This is a genomic window from Streptomyces sp. NPDC056296, from assembly GCF_042268605.1.
In the GTDB taxonomy this organism is placed as follows: Bacteria; Actinomycetota; Actinomycetes; order Streptomycetales; family Streptomycetaceae; genus Streptomyces.
Window position 1 is genome coordinate 181942 of sequence record NZ_JBHJRX010000004.1, and the last position, 26455, is coordinate 208396.

9 protein-coding genes are annotated in these 26455 nt (G+C 68.7%); 5 read left to right on the top strand and 4 right to left on the bottom strand.

From position 1 onward, the window contains the following. Positions 1-118 precede the first annotated feature (118 nt). From ACFCZF_RS04885 to ACFCZF_RS04900, 4 genes are all read right to left on the bottom strand, one after another. A complete protein-coding gene (locus tag ACFCZF_RS04885) occupies positions 119-3301 on the bottom strand; it encodes a type I restriction endonuclease subunit R (protein ID WP_376670432.1) in 3183 nt (1060 codons plus the stop codon). After that, positions 3298-4623 (bottom strand): restriction endonuclease subunit S, encoded by a 1326-nt coding sequence (locus tag ACFCZF_RS04890; RefSeq protein ID WP_376670433.1) that lies wholly within the window; start codon positions 4621-4623, stop codon positions 3298-3300. The genes ACFCZF_RS04885 and ACFCZF_RS04890 overlap by 4 nt, the downstream gene beginning before the upstream one ends. Further along, entirely contained in the window at positions 4620-6611 is a 1992-nt protein-coding gene (locus ACFCZF_RS04895) for an N-6 DNA methylase (protein WP_376670434.1), read from the bottom strand. The genes ACFCZF_RS04890 and ACFCZF_RS04895 overlap by 4 nt, the downstream gene beginning before the upstream one ends. A gap of 162 nt (positions 6612-6773) precedes the next feature. Further along, complete coding sequence (locus tag ACFCZF_RS04900) at positions 6774-8951, bottom strand: N-6 DNA methylase (RefSeq protein ID WP_376670435.1); 2178 nt, start codon at positions 8949-8951, stop codon at positions 6774-6776. A gap of 187 nt (positions 8952-9138) precedes the next feature. Here ACFCZF_RS04900 and ACFCZF_RS04905 point away from each other — a divergent pair, with 187 nt between their 5' ends. From ACFCZF_RS04905 to ACFCZF_RS04925, 5 genes are all read left to right on the top strand, one after another. Beyond that, the gene (locus tag ACFCZF_RS04905; RefSeq protein ID WP_376670436.1) at positions 9139-10365 is read left to right on the top strand and encodes a DNA sulfur modification protein DndB; all 1227 of its coding nucleotides are present in this window, start codon (positions 9139-9141) and stop codon (positions 10363-10365) included. Positions 10366-10476: 111 nt separating this feature from the next. Further along, positions 10477-11097 carry a hypothetical protein gene (locus tag ACFCZF_RS04910; protein ID WP_376670437.1) on the top strand — a complete coding sequence of 207 codons (621 nt, stop codon included), beginning with the start codon at positions 10477-10479 and terminating at the stop codon, positions 11095-11097. Between the two features lie 257 nt (positions 11098-11354). Continuing rightward, entirely contained in the window at positions 11355-17315 is a 5961-nt protein-coding gene (locus ACFCZF_RS04915) for a DEAD/DEAH box helicase (RefSeq protein WP_376670438.1), read from the top strand. After that, a complete protein-coding gene (locus ACFCZF_RS04920) occupies positions 17312-19624 on the top strand; it encodes a hypothetical protein (RefSeq protein ID WP_376670439.1) in 2313 nt (770 codons plus the stop codon). Before ACFCZF_RS04915 ends, ACFCZF_RS04920 begins: the two co-directional genes overlap by 4 nt. A gap of 122 nt (positions 19625-19746) precedes the next feature. Further along, complete coding sequence (locus tag ACFCZF_RS04925; RefSeq protein ID WP_376670440.1) at positions 19747-25692, top strand: hypothetical protein; 5946 nt, start codon at positions 19747-19749, stop codon at positions 25690-25692. The last annotated feature ends 763 nt before the right edge of the window (positions 25693-26455 follow it).

Sequence of the window (26455 nt, forward strand, 5' to 3'; positions counted from 1 at the left end):
GGTTGGTGAGAGGGGTGGCGGTCCGGAACATGGCGGCGGGGGGGGGGGGGGGTTTGGGTGTAAGAGGACGTTTCTCCCTTTGTTTTTTGCTCCCTCCCCCCCCCCCCCCCCGCTCGCGTCAGATGTCCTCCAGCCCTTCCTCCCGGCGGATCATCCGCCAGGCCGCGCGGCGTGCGCTGCGGTCGAGGTTGGACTTGAAGTCCCGGTCGGTACCGAAGTACCGCTTGCCGAGCGTGTCGATCGTGGAGACATGATCCATCATGTTCTCCTCGAACTTCTTGTCGAAGACGATGCCGAAGTTCTCTTCGTCGTTGACAACGGCGGCGGCCCGGACCTTCGGGTCGTCCTTCGTCGCGTTGAAGGCCGGGAGGACGTCTTCCTCGGTGAACTCTGTGCCGAACTTGGCGTTGAACTTCTCGATCAGCTCGGACAGCAGTGACTTCTCGGCGTCCGTGGCACCGCCCACCCCATCCCCGAACCCCTTGAGCTCGGCGGCACCCTCGGGGTTGAGGGACACGTCGTGCTCGCCGGTCTTCTCGACGCGCAGGTGGCTGAGGTCCACCTCGCCTATGTCGACACCGCCGTCCGCGAGCCGGGGGAGTCGGTTGAGCAGGTACCGCCCGTACAGGTACAGGCGCTCCAACTCGGCGTCGCGGTACCGCACGATCTGCGCGAGGAAGCCGTACTTGCGGACGTAGTCGTTTAGGTTGGCGCGGAACTCCTCGGCTACCTCGACGTCGTCCTCCTCCTCGCTCTCCAGGAAGGTGGTGAAGCGGGTGACGGCGGGGGAGAGGAGCCGGTACAGCTCGGCGTGCAGTTTTTCCCACTTGGACTGCGAGCCGCCCGCCTTCTCCTGCGCCTCGAAGTACGCGGCGACGAACTCGTCCATGTCCTGCTCCGAGATGATCGGCGCGGACATGACGCGGCTCTGGGCCGTGTAGAGGAGGTTCGGGTCGGAGGGCAGGGTGTGCGCCTCCTCGAAGTACGGGCGGAACGCGTCCTGGATGTCCTCGGCCTCGTTGACGAAGTCCAGGACGGCGAGGTCGGCCTGGGACTTGCGCTCGGCGGTGCGGTTGAGGCGGGAGAGGGTCTGCACGGCGGCGATGCCGGTCAGCGTCTTGTTGACGTACATGGTAGTGAGCAGCGGCTGGTCGAAGCCGGTCTGGTACTTCTCGGCGACGACCAGGATCCGGTGCTCCTGCTGCCCCTTGCCGCCGGCCTTCACGGCCTTGTCGTCGGCGCGGGTGTAGGCGAAGGCCTTGGGCAGCGCGCCCTCGGAGAGGCCGCCGTTCTCCTTGACCTCGGTGGTCTCGTCACCGTCGATGGTGAGGGAACCGGAGAAGGCGACCAGGACACCGAGGTCGGGGTACTTGGTGTCGTACTCGCGGTCGGCGATGTAGCTCCGGATGGCGCGGGCCATCTGCACGGCGGAGTGTCGGGACGCCGTGACCACCATGGCCTTGGCCCGGCCGCCGAGCCGGCCGCGGGTGTGGGCGAGGAAGTGCTCGACGATCACCGTGGCGTGCTGGGACACGGTGTGTTCGTGCATGAGGGCGAACCGGGCGAGATGGCTGTTCGCCTTGGAGGGGTCGACCTCCTTCTCGTCGCGGTTGAGGTTCGCGAGCTTCCAGTAGGTGTTGTAGGTGACGTAGTTGCGCAGTGGGTCGAGGATGAAGCCTTCCTCGATGGCCTGGCGCATGGAGTAGGTGTGAATGGGGCGGTAGACGGTCTTGCCGTTCTCCACGCCTTCCGTGCCGAAGAGTTGGAGTGTCTTGGACTTGGGGGTGGCGGTGAACGCGAAGTAGGAGAGGTTGGCGGCGTGCGAGCGCTCGACCGCCTTCGCCTTCAGCTTGTCGTCCACGGTGACCGTGGTCGCGCCCTCGTCGTCCGCGTCGGCGTCCAGGCCGAGGTCGCGCAGGGCCGACTTCACGGCGGTGGCGGCGTCGCCGGACTGGGAGGAGTGCGCCTCGTCGACGATGATCGCGAAGCGGGTGCCCTTGATCTCGGTCGGGTTGCGCTTGATGTAGTCCAGTAGCGCCGGGAACGAGTGCAGGGTGACCGTGACGATCTTGCCGGTGTCCCGGGAGAGGGCACGAGCGAGCTGTTCGCTCTTCGCGCCGTGCTTCTCGTCGACCTTCACGACCAGGCCGTCGGTCTGGCTGAAGCTGCCGACCGTCTCCCGGAGCTGGGCGTCCAGGTTGCGGCGGTCCGTGATGACGATGACCTTGTCGAAGACGGGCTCGCCGGGCTTGATGCGGCCCTCGGCCAGGGCGTCGGGTCGGAGAACGGCCGGGTCCGTGCGGGCGTGCAGATCGCTGAGGCGGTGGGCCAGCCAGCCGATGGTGTTCGACTTGCCGGAGCCGGCGGAGGCCATGACCAGGTAGTTCTGGCCGGCACCGTGGACGGAGGCGTGCGCGGTGAGCTTCCGGACCACGTCCCACTGATGGAAACGGGGGAAGATTGTCTTCTTGGTGACGCCGCCGCCGGGCGTCTTCTCCTTCTGCTGGTGCACGAAGCGCTGAAGGAGGTCCAGCCAGTTGTCCCGCTGCCAGACCTCCTCCCAGAGGTAGGAGGTGGCGTACTTGCCGTGCGCGGTGGGCGCCGGGTTGCCGGCGCCGCCGGGCTGACCGGGGCCGTTCGAACCGGTGTTGAACGGCAGGAACTGGGTGCTCTTGCCGCGCAGCTGCGTGGTGACGAAGACCAGGTCGGGGTCGACGGCGAAGTTCGCGATGACGCGCCGCGTGAAAATCAGCTCGGTGGGGTCCCGGTCGGTGCGGTACTGCTCCTTGGCCTGCTCGACGCCCTGGCCGGTGAGCGGGTTCTTCAGCTCGGCTGTGGCGACGGGGATGCCGTTGAGAAACAGGGCGAGGTCGAGGCGGTGGCCCCAGTCGGCCTGCTTGGTGGCGTAGGGCAGCTCGCGGACGACGGTGAGGCGGTTGGCCCGGTAGCCGTCGAGGACGGAGTCGGCAGAGATGAGGTTCGGCTTGAAGTAGGCGACGCGGAGACGGACCCCGCGGTCCTTCACGCCGTTGCGGAGGACCTGGAGCAGCCCGTCATCGGCGACGGCCTGGTCGAGTCGCTGTGCGAACCCGCGCTGCGCCTCGTTGGGGTTGCCGCCGTAGACGGTGAGCAGTTCGTTCCACTCGTCGGGCTGGGTGGCGCCGATGAAGGTGAACAGCTCGTTGGTGTCCAGACCGAGGTCGGCCTGGTAGTCCTCAGGGTTCGCCTCCCGCCAGCCTCGCTCGCAGAGGGCGGCGACGATGGCGGAACTGAAGGAGGATTCGTCGTGCACGGGGCTCATGCGGAGACTCCTTCGGTCACGTTGCTGCCACTGGCGGTAGATACGTCGAACTGGCCGGTCACGGCGGCGGTGATGAGGGCCGAGCGTCGTTCGGCCAGCAGGCTGTTAGAGCGCCGGATCGCATCCTGGAGCTTTCGGCCCGGGCCGATCTTCCGTTGCACGGTGGTCACGATGGCTTCTTGCTCGTCCAGAGGGGGAACAGGGGTGCTCAGGGCCAGGAACGATTCCGGGTACAAGCGGAGGCGTGAGGTCCAAACTCCCTTGGAGTAACGGGTCATCTCCGTGACGTACTCGGGAGTCCTGAAGAGCAGGTCGAAATACTCGGGCAGCGTGTCCTGCGACGTGAAGCGGTAGACACCGTATGCCGGGCTGACGATGCCCTCGTGTCGGGACACTCCAAGCGCCCCCATCCAGGCCCAGAGCGTGTTGATGACGAGGTCTCCTGGCCGGCACTTCTTGTATCCGACCAGCGACTCGGCCTGAAACATGTAAACGGTCTTCTCACGTCGTGGCGTGACACCTGTGAGATGAGAAACCGTCAGAAGTTCCTCACTGCCGTGCTGCGAGGGGTCGTTGACCTCGCACATGAAAGTCTTGTTCCGCTTGATCGCCCAATGGGCCGGGATCGAGCCGAGGGGGCCGATTCCGCTGTCCTTGAAATCAGTTTGTGCGTTTGTCCCTCGAAGGCAGTGCTGGCTGATCAAAGCAATGCGACGCTCGTCGATGAGAGAGGAGGCTTGTTCCTTCGCAGCGACGAGCGTGTCGATACGCTTGGTCTCGGCGTCGAGGTAGTCGGCGATGCGGCGCTGTTCCTCCTTCGCGGGGAAGGCCCAACGGGAGGCGAAGAATGCTCCAGTATCGAGGTTCTGGATGCCGGTAGTCTGTTTGATCGCGACCTGGGTCACTCCTTGCCCATAAGCTGCAGCGAACACATAGGTTAGAAATCTAGAGTCGACGTCAGCAGACGGCTTGATGCGCGCACAGAAGTTGGAACACACTGCTGTGTCAGTTTCGGTGAACAGGGCGGCCATTCCTACAGGCTGCTTCTCGCCGCCACCGGACTTCTCCAGGACAAGGTCACCGGGACGCAGAACGTGCTGACGGAGTGACGAGGGTTCCACATAGCGCAATGGCGCGTTCGAGAGGCCTGCGCGACGACCCACGCGATCGAAGTCTGCGGCACGGATGCAGCGGACGTTGTTGCCATTCTCGACCGGGTCACTGCCCCAGATGCCGTTGGCTGAAGAGGAAATGAGATCTTTCAGGCGCCCACGAGTCCAGTGAGCGGGTGCTGAGCTAAGCCACTGATCTGCACTGGTCATTCCGTGACCTCCCCCAGCAAGTCTTGGATTTCTGCCTCCAGCGCCTTCAACTCCGCGTCGATCTCCGCCAACGGCCGCGGCGGCTCGTACACGTAGAAGTGCCGCGTGAACGGGATCTCGTACCCGATCTTCGTCTTGCTGTGGTCGATCCACGCATCTGGTACGTGCGGGTGGACCTCCCGCACCAGGTACTCCTCCACGTCCTCACCCAGCGGCACGTTCTCGTAGTCCCGCAGCTCCCCGTCCGGCTCGGGCTGCCCCTTGATGAGCTGCACCTCGCCCTCCGGGTCCCGCACCCCGATGACCTCGCGCAGCGCCTTGTTGAACGGCGCCCCCGTGGGCCACGTTCCGCCGGCCTGGACCACCGCGTCCTTCAACGCGAGCCATGCCTCCTGCTTGGTGCCCCAGCTCGACCCCATCAGGGATTTGAAGGCATCCGCCAGGGCCGGGGCCTGCGGCAGCTTCTGGATCGGCTTGGACGCCTCCAGTGCCGCCAGCGTCTCCTCCGTGGTCTCGAACCGCAGCTTCAGCGGGCGCTCGACCGTGATCCGCTGGTAGCCGAAGTCCTCGTTGCGGAAGACCTTCACCTTGCCGTGCATCGGGTGTTCCGCGTCCCCCACCACGGCCAGCGCCTCGCCGTACAGCTTGACCACCGTCGCGATGTGGTCCGCGCCCAGCTGCTTGCGCTTGTCGCCGAGCGACTTCCGCATCTTCTGCCACTGGTCGCGCGCGTCCAGCAGTACGACCTTGCCTTTGTGGTCCGGGCTCTTCCTGTTCGTCAGGATCCAGAAGTACGTCGAGATGCCGGTGTTGTAGAAGAGCTGGTCCGGCAGGGCGACGATGCCCTCCAGCCAGTCGTTCTCCAGGATCCAGCGGCGGATCTCCGACTCGCCCGAGCCGGCCGCGCCCGTGAACAGCGGCGAGCCGTTGAAGACGATCGCCAGGCGCGATCCGCCCCCGCCGTTCACATCCACCGGCTTCATCTTGGAGATCATGTGCTGGAGGAACAGCAGCGAGCCGTCGTTGATGCGCGGCAGCCCCGCGCCGAAGCGGCCGGCCTCGCCGAGCGCCTTGTGCTCGTGCTCGACTTCGTCCTTGACCTTCTTCCACTCCACGCCGAACGGTGGGTTTGCCAGCATGTAGTCGAAGGTCTTGCGGTTGTGGCCGTCGTCGGAGAAGGAGTTGCCGAAGGCGATGTTCTCCGGGTCCTGGCCCTTGATCATGAGGTCGGACCGGCAGATCGCCCACGACTCGGGATTCAACTCCTGCCCGTACACCTCCACCGTGGCGTCCTTGTTGAACTCGGTGATCAGGTCGTCCATCGCCGAGAGCATGCCGCCCGTGCCACAGGCCGGGTCGAGGACCGTACGCACCGCGCCCGGAAGCTGGAGCGCGTCGCCGTCCGGGAGGACCAGCAGCCGCACCATGAGCTGAATGACCTCACGCGGCGTGAAGTGCTCACCGGCCGTCTCGTTGGACTGCTCGGCGAAGCGGCGGATTAGCTCCTCGAAGATGTAGCCCATGTTGTGGTTGGGCACGATCTCGGGGCGCAGGTCCAGGTCCGTGAACTTGCCGATGACCTTGTAGAGCAGTCCGGCACTGTCCAGCCGCTTGATCTGCTGCGCGAACTCGAAGCGGTCCAGCACGCCGCGCGCGTTGTCCGAAAAGGCGCCCACGTAGACCATGAGGTTCTGCGCCGCGTTCTGCGGGTCCGCCGCGATCTTCTTCAGGGTCAGGCGCGACCGGTTGTAGAAGGAGTGCCCCGAGGCCCGCCGCAGGAAGCGGTCCGGGTCGATGCCGCTGTCCTTGTGCTGTTCCGCGATCTCCGCGACCTTCTCGCGGGTCGGCTTCAGCACGCACTCCAGTCGCCGCAGCACCGTGAACGGCAGGATGACCTTGCCGTAATCGGACTGCTTGTAGTCCCCCCGCAGGAGGTCGGCGACGGACCACGCGTGGTTCGCCAACTCCGTGTGCTTACTGCTGTTCAACTGGATCCCCGGATTCCTTCTGAAATGTCCCAACCCCACCGCCCGAGCCGAGCCGCCCTGAGCGGCCGCCCGGAGCGGTCTGCCAATTGTGGTCTATGTGTGAAGGCCTGCGTGCCGAATGGGGCGAATCGCCACCTGGCCGCGTACCTCCGGCCAACTGACTCAGCCGTCTCCCGGCGACGGCAGCAACTGTCCGCCAGTGAGCCCGGCTACCAGCAATCGCGCCGTCTCCTCCGCCAACCGCGTCGCCCGCCGAGCCTCCGCCCGGAGTCCGTGAACGTGCCGGAACGCCTCCCCGTACCGCCGCTGCTCCTCCAGTGGCAGCAGCGGCACGCGCAGCCGGCCCGGGTTGACGGTAAGGGTCGTGCTGCCCGTCGACGCACCCGCGATGTTCTCCTCCGCCCCCAGGAACCCGGCGAGGAACCAGGCGTCCAGGCGTGCCGGGTCCGGGCGGAAGAGGTGGACGTGCGGGCCGGGCAGAGCGCCGGCGTCTCCCTCGCCCGCGACCCGGGCCATGGCGCCTTCCACGCTCGCGACCGCACGTACGAGGACGTCCCCCACGGCGATCACGGGCGACGTGTCGTCGTACAGCTCCGTCGGCTCTCCCGTGGGCCCCGACCCGGTCGCGATGTCCGAGCCGGTGAGTACCGCCCGTGCCCCCTGGAGCCCGCTCTCACCGCTTACGGCGTGTGCCCGTGTGCGCGCGCTGTCCGGTACGGGGCGGAGCAGAGTGAGTGCTCCACCCCGCGAGAGGTCGGAGGCCGTCGCAGTCCGCCACTCCCGGGCGTCGGCGCCCGCGGCGCTCCACCCTTCGCGACCGGCCGTCCGCGCGAGGGCCTTCGCGGCCTTCACCAGGCCCTCTCGTGTGGCATCCACCTCGGCCGACAACTTCGCTGGATCGACCTCCGCCCGTGACGCCCGCACGAGCCGCGCGGGGGTCAGGTCCACCACGTCGTCCAACAGGTCCACCACGCCGACCGCGTGCGCGACACCCGGCTCGCCCTCAAACGCGTCCGGGGCCGCCGTGAACGCCTCCCACGCTTCCAACGCCCGTGCCGTGACCGCCGCCCAGTCCACGGACGCCGACCGGCCGGCACCCCGCGTCCGCGTCGGCGCGGTCGTCCCACCGCGCCCGGCCGCCATCGCCGACGCTTCCGCTGTCGTGTCTACGAACAGCACGGACTTGCGCTCCGCGCCCTCAGGCTCGGGGCGCTGCAACACCCACGCCTGAAGGCCCACGTGCAGCGGCAACGACGCGCCGACCGGCAGCGCGATCACCGCGCGCAGCGCTCCGCTCCGTACCAGCTCCGCGCGTACGCGCCGTCCCGACGCTCGCCCGGCCGTGGCCGGGGGCAGCAGCAGGACCGCGTAGCCGCCGGGCACTAGGTGGGCGAGCGCGTGCTGTACCCAGGCCAGTTCCGACTCCGCCCGGGCCGGGACGCCGTATGCCCAACGCGGGTCATAGGCCAGTTCGTCGTGGCCCCAGTCCCGGATTCCGTAGGGCGGGTTGGACAGTACGGCGTCGGCGAGCAGGTCCGGGAAGGCGTCCGCGCGGAGACTGTCCCCGGTGCGGACGGTGACCGTGGCATCCGGTGCGGTCAGCATCAGGCTGACGGCGCTGCGGCGGGCCTGAACGGGCAACACGTCCTGGCCGTACAACTCGCGAGCGCCGTGCCGGGAGGCAGCCGCGAGGAGGGAACCGCTGCCGCAGGCCGGGTCGAGGACGCTGGACGCAGTGCCCGGGACCAACCGGGCGATGAGGTCCGAGAGCGGCTCGGGGGTCCGGTAGGCGCCGCTCGCCGCACTGTCCTCCAGCTCCCACTCCGCGAGGACGCCCAGTGTGGCCTGGCCGCCTGACTCGCGTACACACGCGTACAGCGCGCGGAGGACCGGCGCGTCCTTGGCCGTAAAGCAGGCGGCACCGTCACCCGTTCCCGGGACGGCCTCGGCGACGGCCGCTCTGTCGCGCTCGGTCTCGGAAGCGAGGTCCGCGTCGGACAGGCCGGCGGTCGCCGCCAGCTCGGCGGGGGAGCGGCGGGCCGCTGCCAGGACGAGGAGCAGCAGCTCGGCGGAGTCGCCAGCGGCACCGCTGCCGGTACGTCCGTGCAGGCGCAGCATCGTCCGGAGTTCCTCCGCCGGACTCGCGGCGGAGGCGTGACCGCGCGCGGTCAGCCATGCGCGCACCGCCTCCAGGTCGTACAGCGGGCTGCTCTCCGTGCCGCCGGAGGGCTCGGGGAAGTCGTCGTGCCGGCGGCGCCAGTTGCTGACGGTGGCGCGCGTGACTCCGGCGATGCGGGAAATCTCGGCTGCCGTCACCTGCGCGGTGGGCTGCTGGGGCATGGCGGTTCCTGGACCTCTCGGTAGCTGACAGTCAACAACCTACAGCACGCGTCAAGCCCGTCAAGGCGATTGACAACGCTTTCGTTCTACTGTTTATCTGGTCGCGCTTCCGGCGTGGATGGTGTCGACACCGCCGCGCCCACCCAACCGCTTCAGATGCCACGCAGGCATCTTCAGGGGGAGACCCATGCATCTGACCATGCCGACCGCCGTCGTCGAGGGCACCCAGCTCACCGTCATGCCGTTCCGCGACGACGCCGTCGTGGGGACGATGGCGGTGCCCGCACTCGTCCAGCTGGTGCCCTCGCCCCGCGCCGAGGAGGACCCACGCAAGCTGAAGGCGGCGTCGGGCCTGGTGCGTCGGCACGCCGAACTGCGCGCCACCGTGCAGCGCACGCTGAAGTCCTCGCAGAAGGGCAAGAACGTCCGCCCGTACGCCGAGTACATCGCCGCCGGTATCAAGGGCGAGCTCGGGGCCGCCTGGTCCACGCCGCCGATCACCCTGTGGCACGCCGGACCGCTCGCAGCGCTCAGCGAGGAACTCGTTTTCGGCACCGGTCTGCGTACCTTGACCGTCGCCCCGGGCACGATGGTCATCGCCATCGACGGCGAGACCCAGACCACGGCCTGGCACGACCTCTACGACGACCCGGAGGCGTACGGACTGACGTATTCGCAGCTCTCGCGCGTACGCATCCCCTTCGAGCTCTACGTCGACCTGGCCCCGGCGGACGCGCGGCAGATCTTCTACGACCGCAACGTGCAGGGCGTCGCCGTGGCGAAGAACCTCGCCATGTCCATGGACCAGCGGGACTTCGGTACCCGCCTCGCCCATCTGGTCGCCGACTCCGTACGGATCGACGTCGACGGCCAGCGGTTGCCGTTCGCCCGGCTCGTGAACGTCAGCAAGCGGCAGCTGTCCGCTGGTGACCGCGAGGTCGTCACCCTCTCCGCGTTGCGCGCACTCGTCGTCACCACCCTCTACGGACGGGGCGGGCTCGCACGTTCCGCCGAGTCCGTGCACGAGGACGAGTTGCCGGCGGGGGCCCGCCCCGAGCAGGTGGAGGCTGCCGTCGTACCCATTCTCGGCGACTTGATCGTCCGTCACGCCCGCGAGTTCGCGGAGCGCGGCGCCATCACCGCTCCGGCAGTCCTGGCGGGGCTCGGTATCGCCGTACACCCCACCATGCCCTGGAGCGAGTCGGGGGCCGTGTTCCGCATGGACGACCTGCTCCGGCTCCTCGACGGTATCCGCTGGGAGCGCGAGGCGAAGTACTGGGACGGCGTCGCCGCCAAGACCGGGACCTCCGGCCGCCTCAACTTCAGCGGAGGCGTCAAGGACTCCGGCGGTCGCGTCGCCGACGCGATCCTCTACCCGGCGACCGAGGCGGGGCGCCAGATCCGCGGCCTCTGAGCCGCATCGACCGCCTACCTCGCCCGCTGCCTGCGAGTGGAACCGACAGCACGAACTCCAGAGCGCCGGTGCGGAACGACCCGCCTGTGCGCAGAGGAAACGGAGCGAAACATGACCGACCACAAGCCCAACCCGGGCCTCGGTTCCGACAACGGCCACACTACTCAGCCGACCACCGGACCGTACGGCGGCGGACGGCCGCCCTTCCCGCCGATGCCACCGCACACCCCGGCTGTGCAGCCCGATTCCCGCAACCGGGCGTGGCTGAAGTACGGCGCCGTCGCCCTCGTCTCCCTGCTCGTCGGAGTGGGCATGGGTGCGAGCGGCGACACGGGCAACGAGGCCGAGGCGGCCGCAGACGCGAAGGCCGGCCCCCGCCCCACGGCCACCGTCACGGAGACGGTGCCGGCCGCCGAGGCCGAACCCGCGCCCACGGTGACCGAGACCGTGACGGTGACCGCCAAGCCGAAGAAGACCAAGGAGCCGGGGCCGGCGGCCACCTTCTCGGGCGACGGCGAATACCTCGTCGGAGAGGACATCAAGGCCGGTACGTACAAGACGGCCGGGCCCGAGGACGAGTGGGGCTGCTACTGGGAGCGGGCCAAGGATGCCAGCGGCGAGTTCGGCTCGATCATCGCCAACAACAACCTTCAGGGCACCGGCCGGGTGCCCCTCAACAAGGGCGAGTACTTCAAGACCAACCGGTGCCAGGAATGGAAGCGGGTCGGCTGACGGGAATCGGTTCGAGATGCTTTTCGTGCAATGGGCGGCCATCGATACGGCAACAGTGATTGACTGGGCTTTCATTCACACGCTTCTCGACTGTGGCTTGCAGGGGTGAGGACGGTGCGCCTCCGCCGCGTCGTCCGGGGGCCGGGCCCAAGGCGACGCGCCAGCTTCCTCCTTGGTGCTTCAACAACTTCGAAGAGATCAACGATGACTGCGGGCGGTGCCGGGAGGCGTCGGCCCGAGATGGTGGGGGACAAGTCGTGACCGATGGGCAGGTGGTCTCCGGCGCGGCACGGAAGCTCGCGGGTCTGGTCCGTGACGTTCCGGCAGGGCTCACGGAGCAGGAACTCGTCACGCGGGCAACTCAGCAATTCGGCAAGCTCCCGCGGCCGCGAGTGGCCAAGCTGATCGCGGAGGCGCTGGACGGTGGTCTGCTGATTCCCTCGGGGGATCGCATTCGCCATGCCGACGCATCGGGGCCGGAGGTACTCGACCGTGCATCGGTTGCCGCTGGCGAAGTGACAGGTGACGGGGCGCGAGACGAGGCGCGGTCGGAAAAGGACGCGCTTCGTGCCGTCGCGCTCGACGTCGAGAGCGTCGTACGCACCACGACAACCGCGCCTTACATAGAGCGGCACGTCTACCAGGTGGCAGCGGTCCGGTTCGGTGCGGATGCGCAGTGGGTGACGGCCGGCGGCCCCTGGCAGCGCTACCTCAGGTTTCCCGGGGACAGCGAAGAGTTGCGTGACGCCCAGGTGCGGGATGCCGTGGTGGGCCGGGGAGTTCCCGCCGAACAGGCGTGGACCGGACTGCGCGCCTGTCTGCGGGGTGCGGACGTCGTGGTCGCCTACAACGGAACGGAGCTCGATTTTCCTGTTGTCAGCGAAGCGGCACAGCAGTCAGGGACCGACGATCCACTTGCCGGTGTCCCGCAGGTCGACGCCCTCTATCTCGCCCATGCGTTGTGGCCGACGGCTCCTTCGTTTCGTCTTCACGACCTGGCCCCTGACGTGGGGGTCCCTCTAACAGAGGCGCGGACGCACACCGCCGACGGTGATGCCGCCCTCCTCGTTCGCCTCCTGGAGTCGGGCGCCGCCGAGTTCGCCGGTCGAATGCCCGGCCTGCGTGACCTCGTCGCCGATGTGGTCGGGACCGAATCGACCGCCTGGCGGCTGTTGTGGGAACTGGCCGAAGGACGGCCGTTCGGCGAGCGAGTGCCAGCCGTCTGGGAACAGGCCGACGTAGCCGCCCTGCTGGGCGGTGAGTTCACGCAGCACGTACCTCGCCGCACTCCCGGTGAGAAGTCACCGGGGCGCAGCGCAGTCGTCGTCCCGGAAAGGCTGCGCGACTCCGACGGCAGGGTCGATCCGACCGCCCTGGCACGCATCGTCCACGGACCGCAGGTGGAGCCCCGCCCCGCACAACAGCAGATGACAAAGGCACTGCACGAGTGGACCGACCGCGGGGTCAGCGGGCTGTTGGAGGCCCCAACGGGCACCGGCAAGAGCTACGCCGTACTTGCTGCCGCACTCGACTGGCTGGCCGGAGGCGACGAGCGAACGGCGGTCATCGCCACGTACACCAAGCAACTCCAGGGGCAGATGGCGCGGGACCTCGCCGATCTGGAGCAGGCCCTCCCCGGCCTCCTGGGCGTAGCCGACCTGGTCAAGGGCCAGTCCAATCGGCTCTCCCTGGCGGCGCTGACCAAAGCACTCTCCGATGCCACCCGCCGGGGTTCGCAGCGAGCCCCGGGACGCGCCCGGTTCGTCATGCAGACACGCTTCCGGGAACTCTCCGTCTTCCTCGCTCTGCGACTGCTCGCGACCGAGGAGCCACCGCAGTCGTGGACGGCGCGGTCCGTGGACACGGTCGACCTTCCCGCCTTCTTCACGGGCTACGTCGGCCGCACGATGCTGACCGCCTGGCTCGAATCACTCTCCCAGCGGGACGGGGACTACGGTCCCGGTGCGGGGACCCCACTCAGCGTCCATACGGACACCGTGCGGGAGGCCATCGGCGGACACCGTCTCATCCTCGCCAACCATGCGCTGGTCCTGTCGCACCTCGACGACCTCCGCGCCATCGGCCCGGGCATGCTCCTCGTGATAGACGAGGCGCACGAACTCGAGAACGCCGCGACCTCGGCGCTGACCACCGCTGTGGACTACCAGGAGCTAGAAGCGGTACTGGCGGAACATCAGTCGTGGGTCGGCGAGGCACTTGCCGGTACCGAGCGGGACCGGGCCGACACGGCGATCAGCGAGCTGGACCGGCTGCTCGACGACGAACGACTGCCCCGGCTCGCGGCCCAGGCCTTCGACGCCCAGGCCAAGGGGGTGGGCGTACGCGTCGGCAGCCGGGCGACCACCATCGCCAGCCCCTACTCCGGCACCGCCGGAAGCCGGGACACTCGCCGGCTGTCCCGTCTGCTGGACAGCGTCGCCAAGGCGCTCGCGATCTGCCGTATCGCCCTGGAACGGTACGCCGCGCAGCACGCCGGCCAGATCGACGTGCTCGTCCGGGAACGGCTCGCCGCACTCGCACAGCGAACGGACGACATCGCCACGGCACTCGACCGGATCACGGCCGACATCGAAGCCTTCCTCGACCCGGCCGTCACCCTGGACGAGGCGCCTCCGTCGCGCGTCGTCCACCTGGAGGAGCTTGCCGAACCGAAGGCCGAACTGCGGTCCTACCGGTTCCGAGTCGCCACCAGTCCCGTCGACCTGCCAGACGACCCGGAATGGCGGCGCTGGCTTGAGTCGTTCGACCGCGTGCATTACGTATCCGCCACCCTGCGTGTCGCCGGGGAGTGGGATTTCGTGCGGAGTCGACTCGGACTCCCGGAGAGTCTTCCGGAGCTGGCGCTGCCCTCCCCGTTCGATCTCAAGAACCAAGCCGAAGTGGTGTGCTTCGCCGACTTCCCGTCCTGGGCCGAACAGGAAGAAGGGGCGATGCGAACGGTTGCCCACCAACTGGCCGGCTTCGCCGCGGAAACGACGCGCCAGCGCGCCGACGGACACGGGTTCGACGGTGGTGGCCTCGTTCTGACCACTGCCCGTTCCACAGCAGCCGGCATCGGCTGCCACCTCGTGGCGGAGCTGCGCTCCCGTGCTCTGGAAACGCCGGTCGTCGAAGCCGTCCCGCTCGGCAACGGTCGCGCCTACCAGGCATTCACCGACCCTCAGGACGGTGGGGGGTTCCTCGTCGGCACGAAAGGGCTATGGCAGGGCGTCGACGTTTCCGACGCCGAGCGGCTTCGCCTGGTCTGGATCAACAAACTGCCCTTCGCGCCGTTCGCTGCCCCCGTCGTCGTGGCCCGCCGTGGGGCCGTGGCCGCACGCGCGATGCAGGCGGGCCACCCCGATCCCGAAGGTGCCGCCACGGAGCACTACTACCTGCCGCTCGCCGCACTCCAACTCCGGCAGGCCGTCGGACGGCTGATCCGGTCGGACCGGCACCGTGGTGTCGTCGTCATCAGCGACCGCAAACTCGGCGGTCACAACAGCCTGCGCCGCTCCTACCGGCGCGCCTTCCTCGGCAGCCTCGACGAGGGTCTGGATCGACCCGATCCCGAGACGGGCGAAACCGGCGGAGGCAACGTCACCACCATGGCCGAAGGGTGGCGTCGTATCTGGCGGTTCATGGCCGACCACGGAGCCCTCGACGCAGGCCGGGCCGGTGAACTGTGCACACACGCCGCCCTGGAACGGCACACCCTGCTGCCCCACACCCGGCGCATCGCAGAGCTGGCCCTCACCTCGGAGGAGGTCCGAGAACTGACGGACCGGGGCGCACTCGTCGAAGAGGTGCTGGAACGCTGCGCCCGTATCGCCGGCCTGCTGCGACTTGCGGACGACCCGGTCACTCTCAAGCCCGCCCAGCAGGCAGCCATTGCCGCGGTGGCCGAGGGCCGCAACGTGCTCGGGTTGCTGCCCACCGGCTTCGGAAAGAGCTTCACCTTCCAGCTGCCCGCACTCGTCCTGCCCGGCGTCACCCTCGTGGTCAGCCCGCTGGTTGCGCTCATGCACGACCAGGCACTCGAACTCAACCGCTCCATCGGCGGAGCCGTCCGCGCCCTCATCTCCCCGCTGCGCGAGTCCAGCAGCCGGGCCGGCAAAACCGAAGTGGCGGACCAGCTGCTGGGCCGGGCCGAACACGGCATCCGACTCGTCTACGTCAGCCCGGAACGCCTGTGCCAGCGCCGCTTCCGGGAGACCGTGCGCCAGGCGGCCCGGGCAGGCAGGCTCACGCGGATCGCCGTCGACGAGGCGCACACCCTCGCGCAGTGGGAGGACTTCCGGCCCAGCATGCGCCGGGTCGGCCGATTCCTGGACGAACTGCGCCGCGAACACGGGGTGGCCGTCACCGCCGTGACCGCGACCGCCAACCGCGCCGTCCACGAAGCCCTGCGCGAAGGGCTGTTCGCCCTGCCCCCGACGGTCCCCGCAACAGACTCGGCGCAGGCGCACACCGAAGCAGAACGTCCCGGGGTCATCGGTGGACTCGTGACCGTGCGGGAGAACCCGATTCGTCCGGAGCTGGCCGTCTTCCGGCGCTCCTTGGACCGGCTGGGACAGGGCGGCGTGGCGGGGCTGGTGGAACGTGTGGTCGACGCGCTGGACGGCCACGCGATCCTGTACTGCCTGACCGTCAAAGAGGTCAACACTCTTTACACCCACCTGCGTGAGTACGTCGGTGACACCGGAGTCCGCGTGCTGCGCTTCCACGGACGGCTCACCGAGGCGGAGAAGTCGGCCGTCATGCACGAGTTCCGCGAAGCCCCGCTTGAGGGGGAACAAGCCTTTACGCCCGTCGTCGTGGTCGCCACATCCGCCTTCGGCCTCGGCGTCAACCGGCCCGACGTGCGCACCGTGATGTGCGTGTCGCCGCCCACCGACCTGGCCGCCCTCTACCAGCAGATCGGACGGGCCGGACGCGACAGTGCGGGCCGCGGTACCGATGCGGACGGACCCGTCAACAGCGGTCTCGCCCTGGCCACCAGCCGGGGACTGCGCATGGTGCGCTTCATGACCGGCCAGGAACTGCCACCGGCCCTGCTGCGGCGCATGGGCGTCCTCGTCCTGGCCGAGAACAAGGGCACACTCGATCCGGCGCAGCTGGCCGGCACCCTCATGACCCAGGACGCCGCGTCAGGCGTCCTGACCGAGGCGGAACTGGAGGACCGGCACACCCAGGAGCGCTACCAGAGCGGCATCATGCGCGCTTTCAGTGCCCTCGCCGACCTCGGGGCCGTGGAGGACCACGGCGACCACCCCCCGTACTGCGGCGTCAAACCCGGCGACCTGCGGCAGAAGCCGTCCGCCGTACGGCCGACGGGCGATGAGCCCGGGCGGGAGACCGAGCTGGAACGGATCGAGCGCACCGTCATCGACACGGCCCTGTCGTGGGACACCCCCGCGCGGGTCGACGTTCTCCTCCTCCACCGGAAACTCGACGCGCACTGCACGAACTACGCCGCCTACGCCGACGGGCCGGCCGCGACGTGGGAACTGCTCGCCGACCTGCATGACCGGGGGCTCCTCGACGTCTCCGCCGCACCCAGCCGTCGGCTTGTCACCGGTCTCACTGTGCGCGAGCACACCCTGCCCGACGGCTATCTGCGCTTGCTCGGCCGACGAGGTCGGCGCGCGACGGAGGAGCTGGCGAGACTCAGGGAGTTCTACGACTCGCACACGGTCTGTGCCCAGCGGCTTTTCGCGGACTACTTCGGCATCGCCGAACTACCCGAAGGCTGCTGCGGAAACGCCCGGTGCCGTTGCTCCACCTGCTGGGACTCGGCACACGCGACGGTCGACAAGCGACGGCCCGCCGTGGCCGAAGCCTTCCACAGCCCGCGCCCTCGAGAGGGGGGCAGGTCCGACACCTCGCTGCGTGAACGCCGGGTCGACCTGCAGGTACACCGACTGCTGCAACTCCAGCCCCAAGGCATGCACCCCCGCAGAGTCTGGCAGGCACTGCGCGGTGACGAATCCTCGTACAACCCGAGAAGCCGCAGGATGGTCACTCTTCCACCAGTTCTGCGTGACAGCCGCCACTTCGGGGGCCGCGCCGACCTCCCCTGGTCGGCCGTTGGCGAGAGCCTGGCCCGGCTCGCCTCGGCCGGGGCGGCCACGGAGGACGAGCGCGGAATGTGGCGCGCGGTCCGTGCGACCTGGCCTGGGGCGAAGGAGACCGAAGTGAACAGGAGCGGCGCGTGACGACGTGCAACACCGACGCGGACATCTGGCGACCGTACGAGCACGAACCCGTGCTCACCCCCGCGATGACCGGCGGCCACCGGGACACTCCCTCACAAGAGATGGACAGGCTTCGCAAGTATCTCGAAGCCGTCGTCGACGACCGCCGGGGCGGGCCAGTGCATACCGCGGTGGCGTTCAACGCCGCTTATTTCGGCTACGAGGTGGACGGCGATGGGTACGGCAACGGCGCCTTCGACATCGACACCTTCCCCCGCCTGACCCTGGGCGACGAGACACCCGCTCTGCCCGTCGGCGCGCTCGCCAGAATCGAAACGGGATCCGATCCGCTGCACGCCGAGATCGTGTACAAGGAGGGGTGCTGTGCCTGTGCGTCCGACAATGGTGACATCCCGGCCTGGACGTCTGCTGTGCCGACGGACGCCGAAGACCCGGGTGAACACCACCACACGACGAGGCTTCTGCGCCGGGAGCTGCTCGTCCCCGACTTGACGGTCTTCGGCCCCGGGCTCCAACTGCCCGACGCCAAACTCAAGCGATTCCGCGCCCGCCAGAAGTGGCTCAACAAGGATGGCCATGTTCTCGTGGATGCCCGCTACTCCTCCGCACCCGAGACGGCGCTCGACGACACCACGGCATTCGTGCGGCACTTGCTTACCCGCCAACGGGAGTCCGTGCTGAGTCCCCTCGTGCCGGTGTCCGTCGTCCAACTGGCGGGCAGCGGCAGCGAAGAACGGTTGGAAAGGGCACTCACCGGGCTGCTCGACACGGTCGCGTACGCGCTGCGCACCAGTGACGCCCTGCGCAGCTGGGGTCATTACGCCCTGGCACGCACCCGCATCGGCGCGGGACTGTGCCACGACGGACCGCTCGGCGAGGCGGACCTGTACGCCCTCACCGGCTCCCTGGAGCGCTCCGCCATCCCGTCGGCTCGCCGGCGACACGGCCTTCGGGGCCCTCGAACGGCCTACACCGCGATCGGCCCGTGGCTGCGTGCGCTGAACGGTGCCGAACCGCTCCTGGCAGGTGTGGAATACGCGGTTTCCGCGTGCCGGGCCAATCTCGCCGTCGCGGATTTTCTTCGCGGTGACACCGACAACGGCCTCCGCTCGGGCAGCGGTGTACTGATCACGCTGGACGACGCCTTCGAGTGCGGCGGCATCTGGAAATCTCACCACCCCGGTTCGGACGAAACGGACGGCGGCGGCCCCCTCGTTCCGGTTGAACGAGGTTGGCTCGACACCATGAACACTGCGGCGGGGACCACAACGGACGTCCCTGACCGCACCGAGGTACCCGAGCCGGTGCCGGCCCCGGAAGCCCCGATCGCGGGCCAGGCCGTCCCGGACGAACCCATCGGAGTCCCCAACTACCTGCGCATCACCGACAGCGAGATCTGCTGGCAGGTACCGCTCCGACTCGCCCACCTCATGGAGGATCGCTTCCCGCTGAACCCACGGGTGCTGTACGGGCTTCAGCAGCTCGGAGCAGGTACCCACCCCTTGCGTCTGGAACTCAGCCATCCCGGAGGCACCCTCGAGTCCTCGGAAGAAGTACAGGAGGTCACGCTCGACCTTGCCGGACAGACCGGGCAGCTGCGCGGCATCGAGTGGCCCATCGACTTCTTCCCCGGCTTGCGGATCTACGTACAGTGGCCGCGTGGTGGGACCGTCTTCCGGCTCTCCACGGCCGAACTCGAGGTCCCGGTCGAGATTGACGGACAGCTGATCTGCCATCAGTACGACCCTCAGGTGCTGACCCGCGACGGTGCGCCCGGCAGCGGCCGGGACTGCGACTCCGGCAGTGGTCTCGGCACCCGGCGCCTCGTCCTGCGTGCCGTCCGCCGACTCGGTCGACTGACGCCCGACGGACACGCCCTGCTCGACCGCTCCGCCCTGCCTGCCGGCGTCTACGCCTCGGCTCCGGTCCCGCAACAGGTCACCGAACTCGAAGCGGCGGTCGCTGAACTTGTCGACCAGCGACGTCTGTACGAAGCGGTCGGCAGCCGTGGAGCGGATGGACAACCGCACCATCCCGCACGTCAGGACGAGACCTCGATACCACTGATCGGCTATGCACCCGACCTCGTGGTGCGGCCGCGGCCCGGTACGGGCAGGAACGGGCCCGTGCAGACCATCGGCGCCGAACACTTCGTCCATGGCTTCCTGCGCCGACTGCCCGCGGGTTGGACCCCGACCGACGCACAGCGCGCCGCCTACCGCGAGCACTGTCGACGCGTGGGCAAGGCGGACGGCTGGGAACTGCCTCGCGGCTACACGTTCGTCACGGCCCACTCCCGCCGGCGCTGACCGGACCAGGGCGAGGAACGGCCGCGGTTGCGCTGCCCATTCGCACCCCACCCTTCGCGATCTTCAAATATCCTTCACAACTACCGCGAAAAGTCGCTTCACTACGAGAAGGCCGGCACTGCATGACCCACAGCCATCCGGTGATCACCGATCCGCCACTCTCTCCGCCGGGCACACCCGTCGAACTGCTCAAGGCCCTGGCCACAGCACTCGACGGGCTCGGTCCGGTACTCGCTTCCTCTGTCGCCGGGCTCACCGTGGAGGAAACGGAACTTGCCCTCAACTCCCTGGCACCCACGGATCGACAGGCCGTGATGCGCAGCCTCGGCTTCCGCAAGGTCGTGCCACGCAGCTTCGGTCGCGTACTCAGCGACCAGGTACTCAAGCGGCTGCAGCGACTGGAATCGGACCGCGAGCGGCAGCACATCGTCTCCCACCTGACCGCTCGGATCACGAACGATGTCGTCTGGGTGGTCGACGGGCAGGCAGCCGGGCGCGTCGAGCGCTGGGGAGACCGCCTTGTGCTCCTCGCGCTGTTCTCCCGCCTCAATGCGTCGGCCTTCGACGCCCGTCTGCTCATGTGGGTCGACGAACACGACTGGTTCGGCGCCGACGTGGACGAAGCCGCACGGCAAACGGTGACCGAGGCCGCGCGACGGGTGGTCGACGCAACTCGTGAGCTGGACTCGCAACCTGTGCAGAATGAAGGCGCCGGCAGTGAGGGCGGCGGTGACCCGATGGCCGTTCCGACTCCCAGGAAGAACCCGGACGGGGCAGCGGAACGTGCCTCGGTGGAGCAGGCCCAGGAAGGGGAGCGGATGCCGGAAACCCGCCGGCCGCAGGAGCCGGAGGGAGCACCGGAGTCACAGCGAATCGCCCTCGACGACCTGGCCCTGACCGGTCAGACCCTGCAGCGCACCGTCGACGAAGCACGGCAGGCCGCGGAACGCGTCAGGAGCGCGCTGCTGGAGGGGTGCCCGCCCGCCGACTCGGACCTTGTGACGATCACCGCCGTTGCCCCGGTCTTCGGCGAGGCCCGCAGTGCGCTCTCGGCGGCCGGCTTCCCCGACGCCACCGAACGCCTCGCGGATCTCCTCGCTGCGATCGACGGCGTCCGGGCGAGGGACGAGCGGAACGGGCGCTCTCGCCGCCTCCTGGCGACCGTACTGACCCTGGGTTGTGCGCCGGACAGCGCGGTGGCCGACGTGATCGCGGACGCCGCGCGGCGCGCCGGGGAATTGCTCGCCAAACGTACCTGGGACACCCAGGACGAAGCCGACGCGCACATGCTCGGCCTGCTCGTGCGACTTGTCGAGCTGAGGGAGCGGCCCGAGTCGGGGGCGGGGATCGTCGAGGCGCAGCAGCAGTTGTCGCTCGCCCACCCACCGTATGCCGTGGCGGCTGTGCTGTACGAGCAGATCACCATCGCGCCGGACGAGGTCGCTGATGCCGCGGCTCCCGAGCCGAAGGCTACGACAGCCTTCGTGGACCCGGCCGGATCCGCCGTCGGGGCGCCGGTCGAGATGCCGACCGAGTCGGAAGACGGGAATCCGGAGGCCGAGCAGCCCGCCGCCGCAGCGGACCACGCCTTGGTCGTACCCGCGAGCGTACCCCCGCCCGTTCAAGCCCTGCCTGCTTCCGTCGACCGGCTGCCGGAGGGCGTGGAGTCGGCCCTCGCCCGTCTCATCGTCGAGAAGCGCTTCGGACTCGCGGCCCGGCTCTCGCACGCGGCGGGCCGGCCGGAGGCCGAGACCGCCGTGCTGCGCCTGGCCGCCGCGTCGGACCTGCTCACCCCGCGCTCCGACCGGGCGGCGCGCTTCGTCGAGGACTCCCTGCGTGAGTGGGACGCCCAGAACGACGCCGCAGCCGGCGGCCTGGAGCTGCTCCTGCTGCCCGTTCTGGTACGGGCCGCACTGGCGACCGGCGCTCCCGTCGTCGGCGCACAGCTGCGGGCCCTGTCACAGCATCTGCCGGACACGCTGCAACAGGTGGCGGCGGAGGTGGCGGAACGCACTTTGAACAGCGCTCTGCTGCTGGCCCCGCTCCACACGGTCGTCGCAGACGCCTCCCAGACCGAGGGCCGAATGCACGACGCGGTGGAGGCATGCAGGAATCTGCTCATCCCGCCGAGGATGCGATTCCAGCGCGCCTCCCAGATGGTGAAGCAGTGGTTGATGCCGCACGGACTCCTGGGCGGTGTGCTGACGGCCGTGGTCAACGGGGCGGCGGACGCCGAGGAGCGGGCCGGCGCCCTGCTCAAGCGGCTGGACCGGCCTGCGCACATCGAGGACGAGATCGACCGGATGGACGGCGGACTGCGCGGTTCCGGCGGCCGTGTCATCCACGGCTCCGGCCGCAACAACGTACGGCAGTTCGTCGAGCGGGTGCGCGACGCGATCTGGGAATGGCACACGGCTCAGCGCGAGCTGGGGATCGCCAGGTCCGAGCAGACCGGGTGGGCCGCGGACTCGGTGGCCGGTCTGCGGCTGTCCCTGCTGGGGCTGCGCAAACGGGCCGGGAGCGAGTTGACGTCGGCCCGTCGCCGCAGCCGTCCGGTGGCCAGGGCGGCGGCCCTGGCCGGGGGCGAACTGCTGGAAATGATCTTCGGCGCGCTGGAGTCCGCAACCACCTCGACGCCGGCCGCGACCGAGATCGAGGTATGCGAGCTGTTGGACGTCGAGCTCTACAAACTCCCGGACTGGCCGGGTGCGGACCCCACGGTCGCCCAGCTGCTCGCGGCGGTGAACAGGACGTGGGACGACGCGATCGGATTCCGGGTGGCCAGGGACGGCTTCTCCGCCGTCCGCGCCATCCTGCGCCTCGCGGAGACCGGACTGCTGCCCGCAGCCGGTGACCTGGAGCTGAACGACGACCGGCTGGCCCGGCTCACGCAGGCGGAGCAGCAGCGGCACGGTGTGCTGAGCGAGCAGGCACGCACGCTCGGTGCGGAACTGCGCCGGGCACAGGCGGACGGAGCACTCACCGACGAGCAGGACGTCAGCCTTCAAGAACTGCTGGCCGACGCCACCGGGCACACCGAAAGCGGCGAGCCTCGCGAGCTCTCGGTCATCCGGCGCAACCTCGACCGGGTCGCCGAACTGCTGCCCCACTACCGAAAGGAGGCCGCGGACCGGCTCCGCGCCCGGCTCGACGCCCTGACCGACATCAGCGAGGACGACCGGGAGCGGGTCCGGCACAATCTGGACAACGACAGCCTGGCCACGGCCGCGGAACTGGTCTACTTCCTCGAACTGGGCGAACCCGTACCGGAGATCAGGGCCGAGGAATCCCATCTGGAGATGTTCTTTCCCGCAGTGCCCGACGCACTGCCCGGCGGCATCACCCCCGAACTGGTCCAGGCGGTCCGCTCCCGCGACCGTCTGCGCAGCCCGGCGGTGCTGGACTATTCGGCCCTGTCCGAGGGCGAGGCAGAACGTGCCGCGGACGCCCTGGAACGGTGGGCGAAGCTCGCCTCGACGCGAGACCGGGCCAACATCAACCCCCGCATCGACCTGACCCCGGCTCTCTCCTTGCTCGGCTTCGAAGCAAGGAAGGCGGTGCCGCTGCAGAAGCTGCGGTACGGCAAGGACTTCCGGTTCTTCGAGCTCGGAGAGACGCAGGTCAACGGCCGTGCCTGGGCGCCGGCCTTCGGATCGCAGCTCAAGGACCGGGGCGACAAGCTGCGCGCTCTGCTGATCTGGGGGTGCCCGCCGGCGAAGCTCCTCATCAGCCGCATTGCTCAGGACCCCGACGAAAGCAGCTTGCTCGTCGTGCACTTCGGCACGCTCGATAGCCGGACGCGTACCGAGCTCGCCGCCGGCTCCCAGGGCAGCAAGCCGATCCTCGTCGTCGACGACGCAGCCCTCGCCTATCTCACCGCACACGGCAACCGGAGGGTGGACGCCGCCAGTGAGACGCTGCTGCCGTTCTCCGGAGTCAACCCGTACATCAAGGAGAAGCGAGGCCAGATCGGCCGCGAGATGTTCTACGGACGGGACCAGGAACGCAAGAGCATCCTCGATCCGGCCGGAACACAGATCATTTACGGCGGCCGCGGGCTCGGCAAGTCCGCGCTGCTCGCCGACGCGGGGGACCGCTTCGTGGAACAGCGGCCGGGACACCGCAAGCTCTACCTCAACCTGGACAAGATCGGCATCGGCAAGGGCATCGCTCTTGGCGCGGCGGCGATCTGGCCCACCCTGGACCTGGAACTGACCAAGGCGGGTGTCCTGGACGAGCCGCGCCGTCGAGGCCCCCAGGCGGAACCCTGGCAGCGGGTGACCGACGGCATCGCCAAGTGGCTGGCGCAGGACGCCGACCGAAGGCTGCTCATCCTTCTCGACGAGTGCGACAGCTTCTTCGAGGCGGACGTGCCCGACTGCACCGAAACGCGTCGGCTGCGCGGATTGGGCGAGGACTCCCGCGGCCGGGCCAAGGTGGTCTTCGCCGGGCTGCACTCCGTCCAGCGGTTCACCCGGCTGGCCAGAAACGGCCCGTTCAGCCACCTTGCGCAGACGCCGACCGTCGTAGGGCCGCTCACCCCGCAGTTCGCCGCAGACCTGATCGTCCACCCCATGCGGGCGCTCGGCTTCGAGTTCGCCGACGTCGACCTGGTGAACCGGGTGCTCGGCTACTGCTCGTACCAGCCCTTCCTCCTGCAGATCTTCGGCAGCCGAATGGTGCAGGTCATGCAGGACAAGCGAGCTCGTCAGCCGCTCGTGCCACCGCCCTACACCATCGAGGCGGCGGACGTGGACGAGGTCGAGCAGGACGCGTCACTGCGCTCCGACATCACCGCGGCCTTCAAGGACACCCTTGCCCTCGACGACCGCTACAACGTCATCGCCAACGTCCTTGCCCAACACGCGCGTGACAACGGCCTGGAGACCAGACTCAGCGACCGTGAGCTACGGGACGAGTGCGCCGGCTGGTGGCTCCAGGGCTTCGACAAGCTGGACAGCGAGGGCTTTCGTGCCTACCTCCAGGAGATGGTGGGCCTCGGAGTCCTGGCACCGAACCACGACGGGCAGGGCTGGCACCTGCGCGGCCCGAACGCGCTACGTATGATCGGCACGGCTCAGGAGATCGAGGCTCGCCTGTGGAGCGCGGAGCAGGAGTCGCGGCTTGAGGAGACCGTCGTCCTGGAAAGCCGTCCCGGCCTCGACGGTGGCCGTCGCTCTGCCCCGCTCACGATCAATCAGATCGACTACTTGCTCGGTGAGGGCGGCAACCAGGTCCGTGTCGTGCTCGGCACCCACGCAGCGGGGGTCGACGACGTGGAGCGGACCCTGCGGGACGCCACCGGTCGTGTGACGGGATGGACGCTGCCGCCGATCGGTGGCGCCAAGGCGTACCGCAAGGCGCTCGCCGAAGGCCGGTCGGGCAACGAACGACAACTGGTCGTCAGCGACCTGGTGACCCGCGGCGACAAACCGTGCCGGGAATCCCTGGAACTGGCCAGGACCGTACTTCCGACCGTAGCCGAGGCTACCCGCTCGGTGGTTCTGATCTCGAGCACCGCCCAGTTCGGTTTCTGGCGCGAGCTGCTGTCGGGCAGCGAGGCCCGACGAGCCGACGGAGACGACATCGTGGTGGTCCTGCGCCGCTACGACCTGCGAGGACTGCGGGACTGGACACAGGAGCACGGTGTCTACGACACCGCGGAGCGGCAGGCCAGGCTGGTGGCCGCCACGGGTGGTTGGCCGTATCTGCTGGACCGCGTCATGGAACTGCGCGAACGACGTAAGGACCAGGACCTCGCCCTGAGTGAGCTGGAGCAGTGGCTCGGTCAGCCGGACGGCGCACAGGAGTTCGTCACGGCCGTGGGCCTGCTGGAGGACGAGACGGTACGGGCGGGTTACGCCGCGATTGTCGAGCAACTCGGCACAGGGTGGAACTCTGACGCCGACTGCGTGGCAGCGGCCGAGCTCGCGGGCCTCACACTCGACGACGCCCGGTGGGCACTTACCTGCCTGGAAGCGCTCCAGACCCTCGACCGCGAAGAAAGCAACGTGCGCATCGAGCCGGTCTTCTACAGGGCGCTGAACGTCCTCTTCGGGAAGGAATGATCGCGGTGAGGGGCCGGGGTCAACCTCCAGCCCCTCATCGGTACGAGCCTCAAGCCGACAGTCCATCGACCGCTGGGAGGCCGTTGCGGGTTGCGTCAGTTGTTCACGGCGTGCCGAGCGGTCACGAAGGGCTCGTGCACGTCGTTCAGCCGGGACGTCAGGCCCTGTAGCGTAATTTCGAGTGCCGCGCCTTCTCACTGACGAACAACACGCTGCGGTCGGCGTGCATCAATCCGGTGATGTTGGTGATCGTCTGGCTCTTGCCCGTTCCCGGAGGGCTGTCGAGCACGAACGAACGACCGGCCACCGCAGCTGCAGTTCGTCGACGGCTCCGACGGCACCTTCTCGAAGTCGAAGCGGTCGGCGGCGAGGCAGTAACCGCCGCTACCGCTACCGCCCGCACCAGATCGCTTGCGAGGAGGAGCCGGTCTTCGACGGGCGCAGAGCTTCCGACATCAGATCTCGAGCAGGCTCTGAGGGAGGCCGACTGTCCGGCATTTTTGGTCGGGGGCTCTTTCTTGACGGACTCTGTGAAGAGCCTGTGAGCGATCATGAAATTCCTCAGGCAGGGCGGGTTCTGCGTCACGTAATTCCCCACCCCCGCGGTCACGTAATTCCCCATGGGGACGACGGACGCGGCGGGTAGTAGGTCCTGGCCATCGCGAAGGCGCACGCTTCCTCGATCAGTGGTTCGAGGTCGAAGGAAGCGCACGATGGCAAGGAGAACGTTCAACGTGGTCGATGTGACTGAGATCTACGTCCA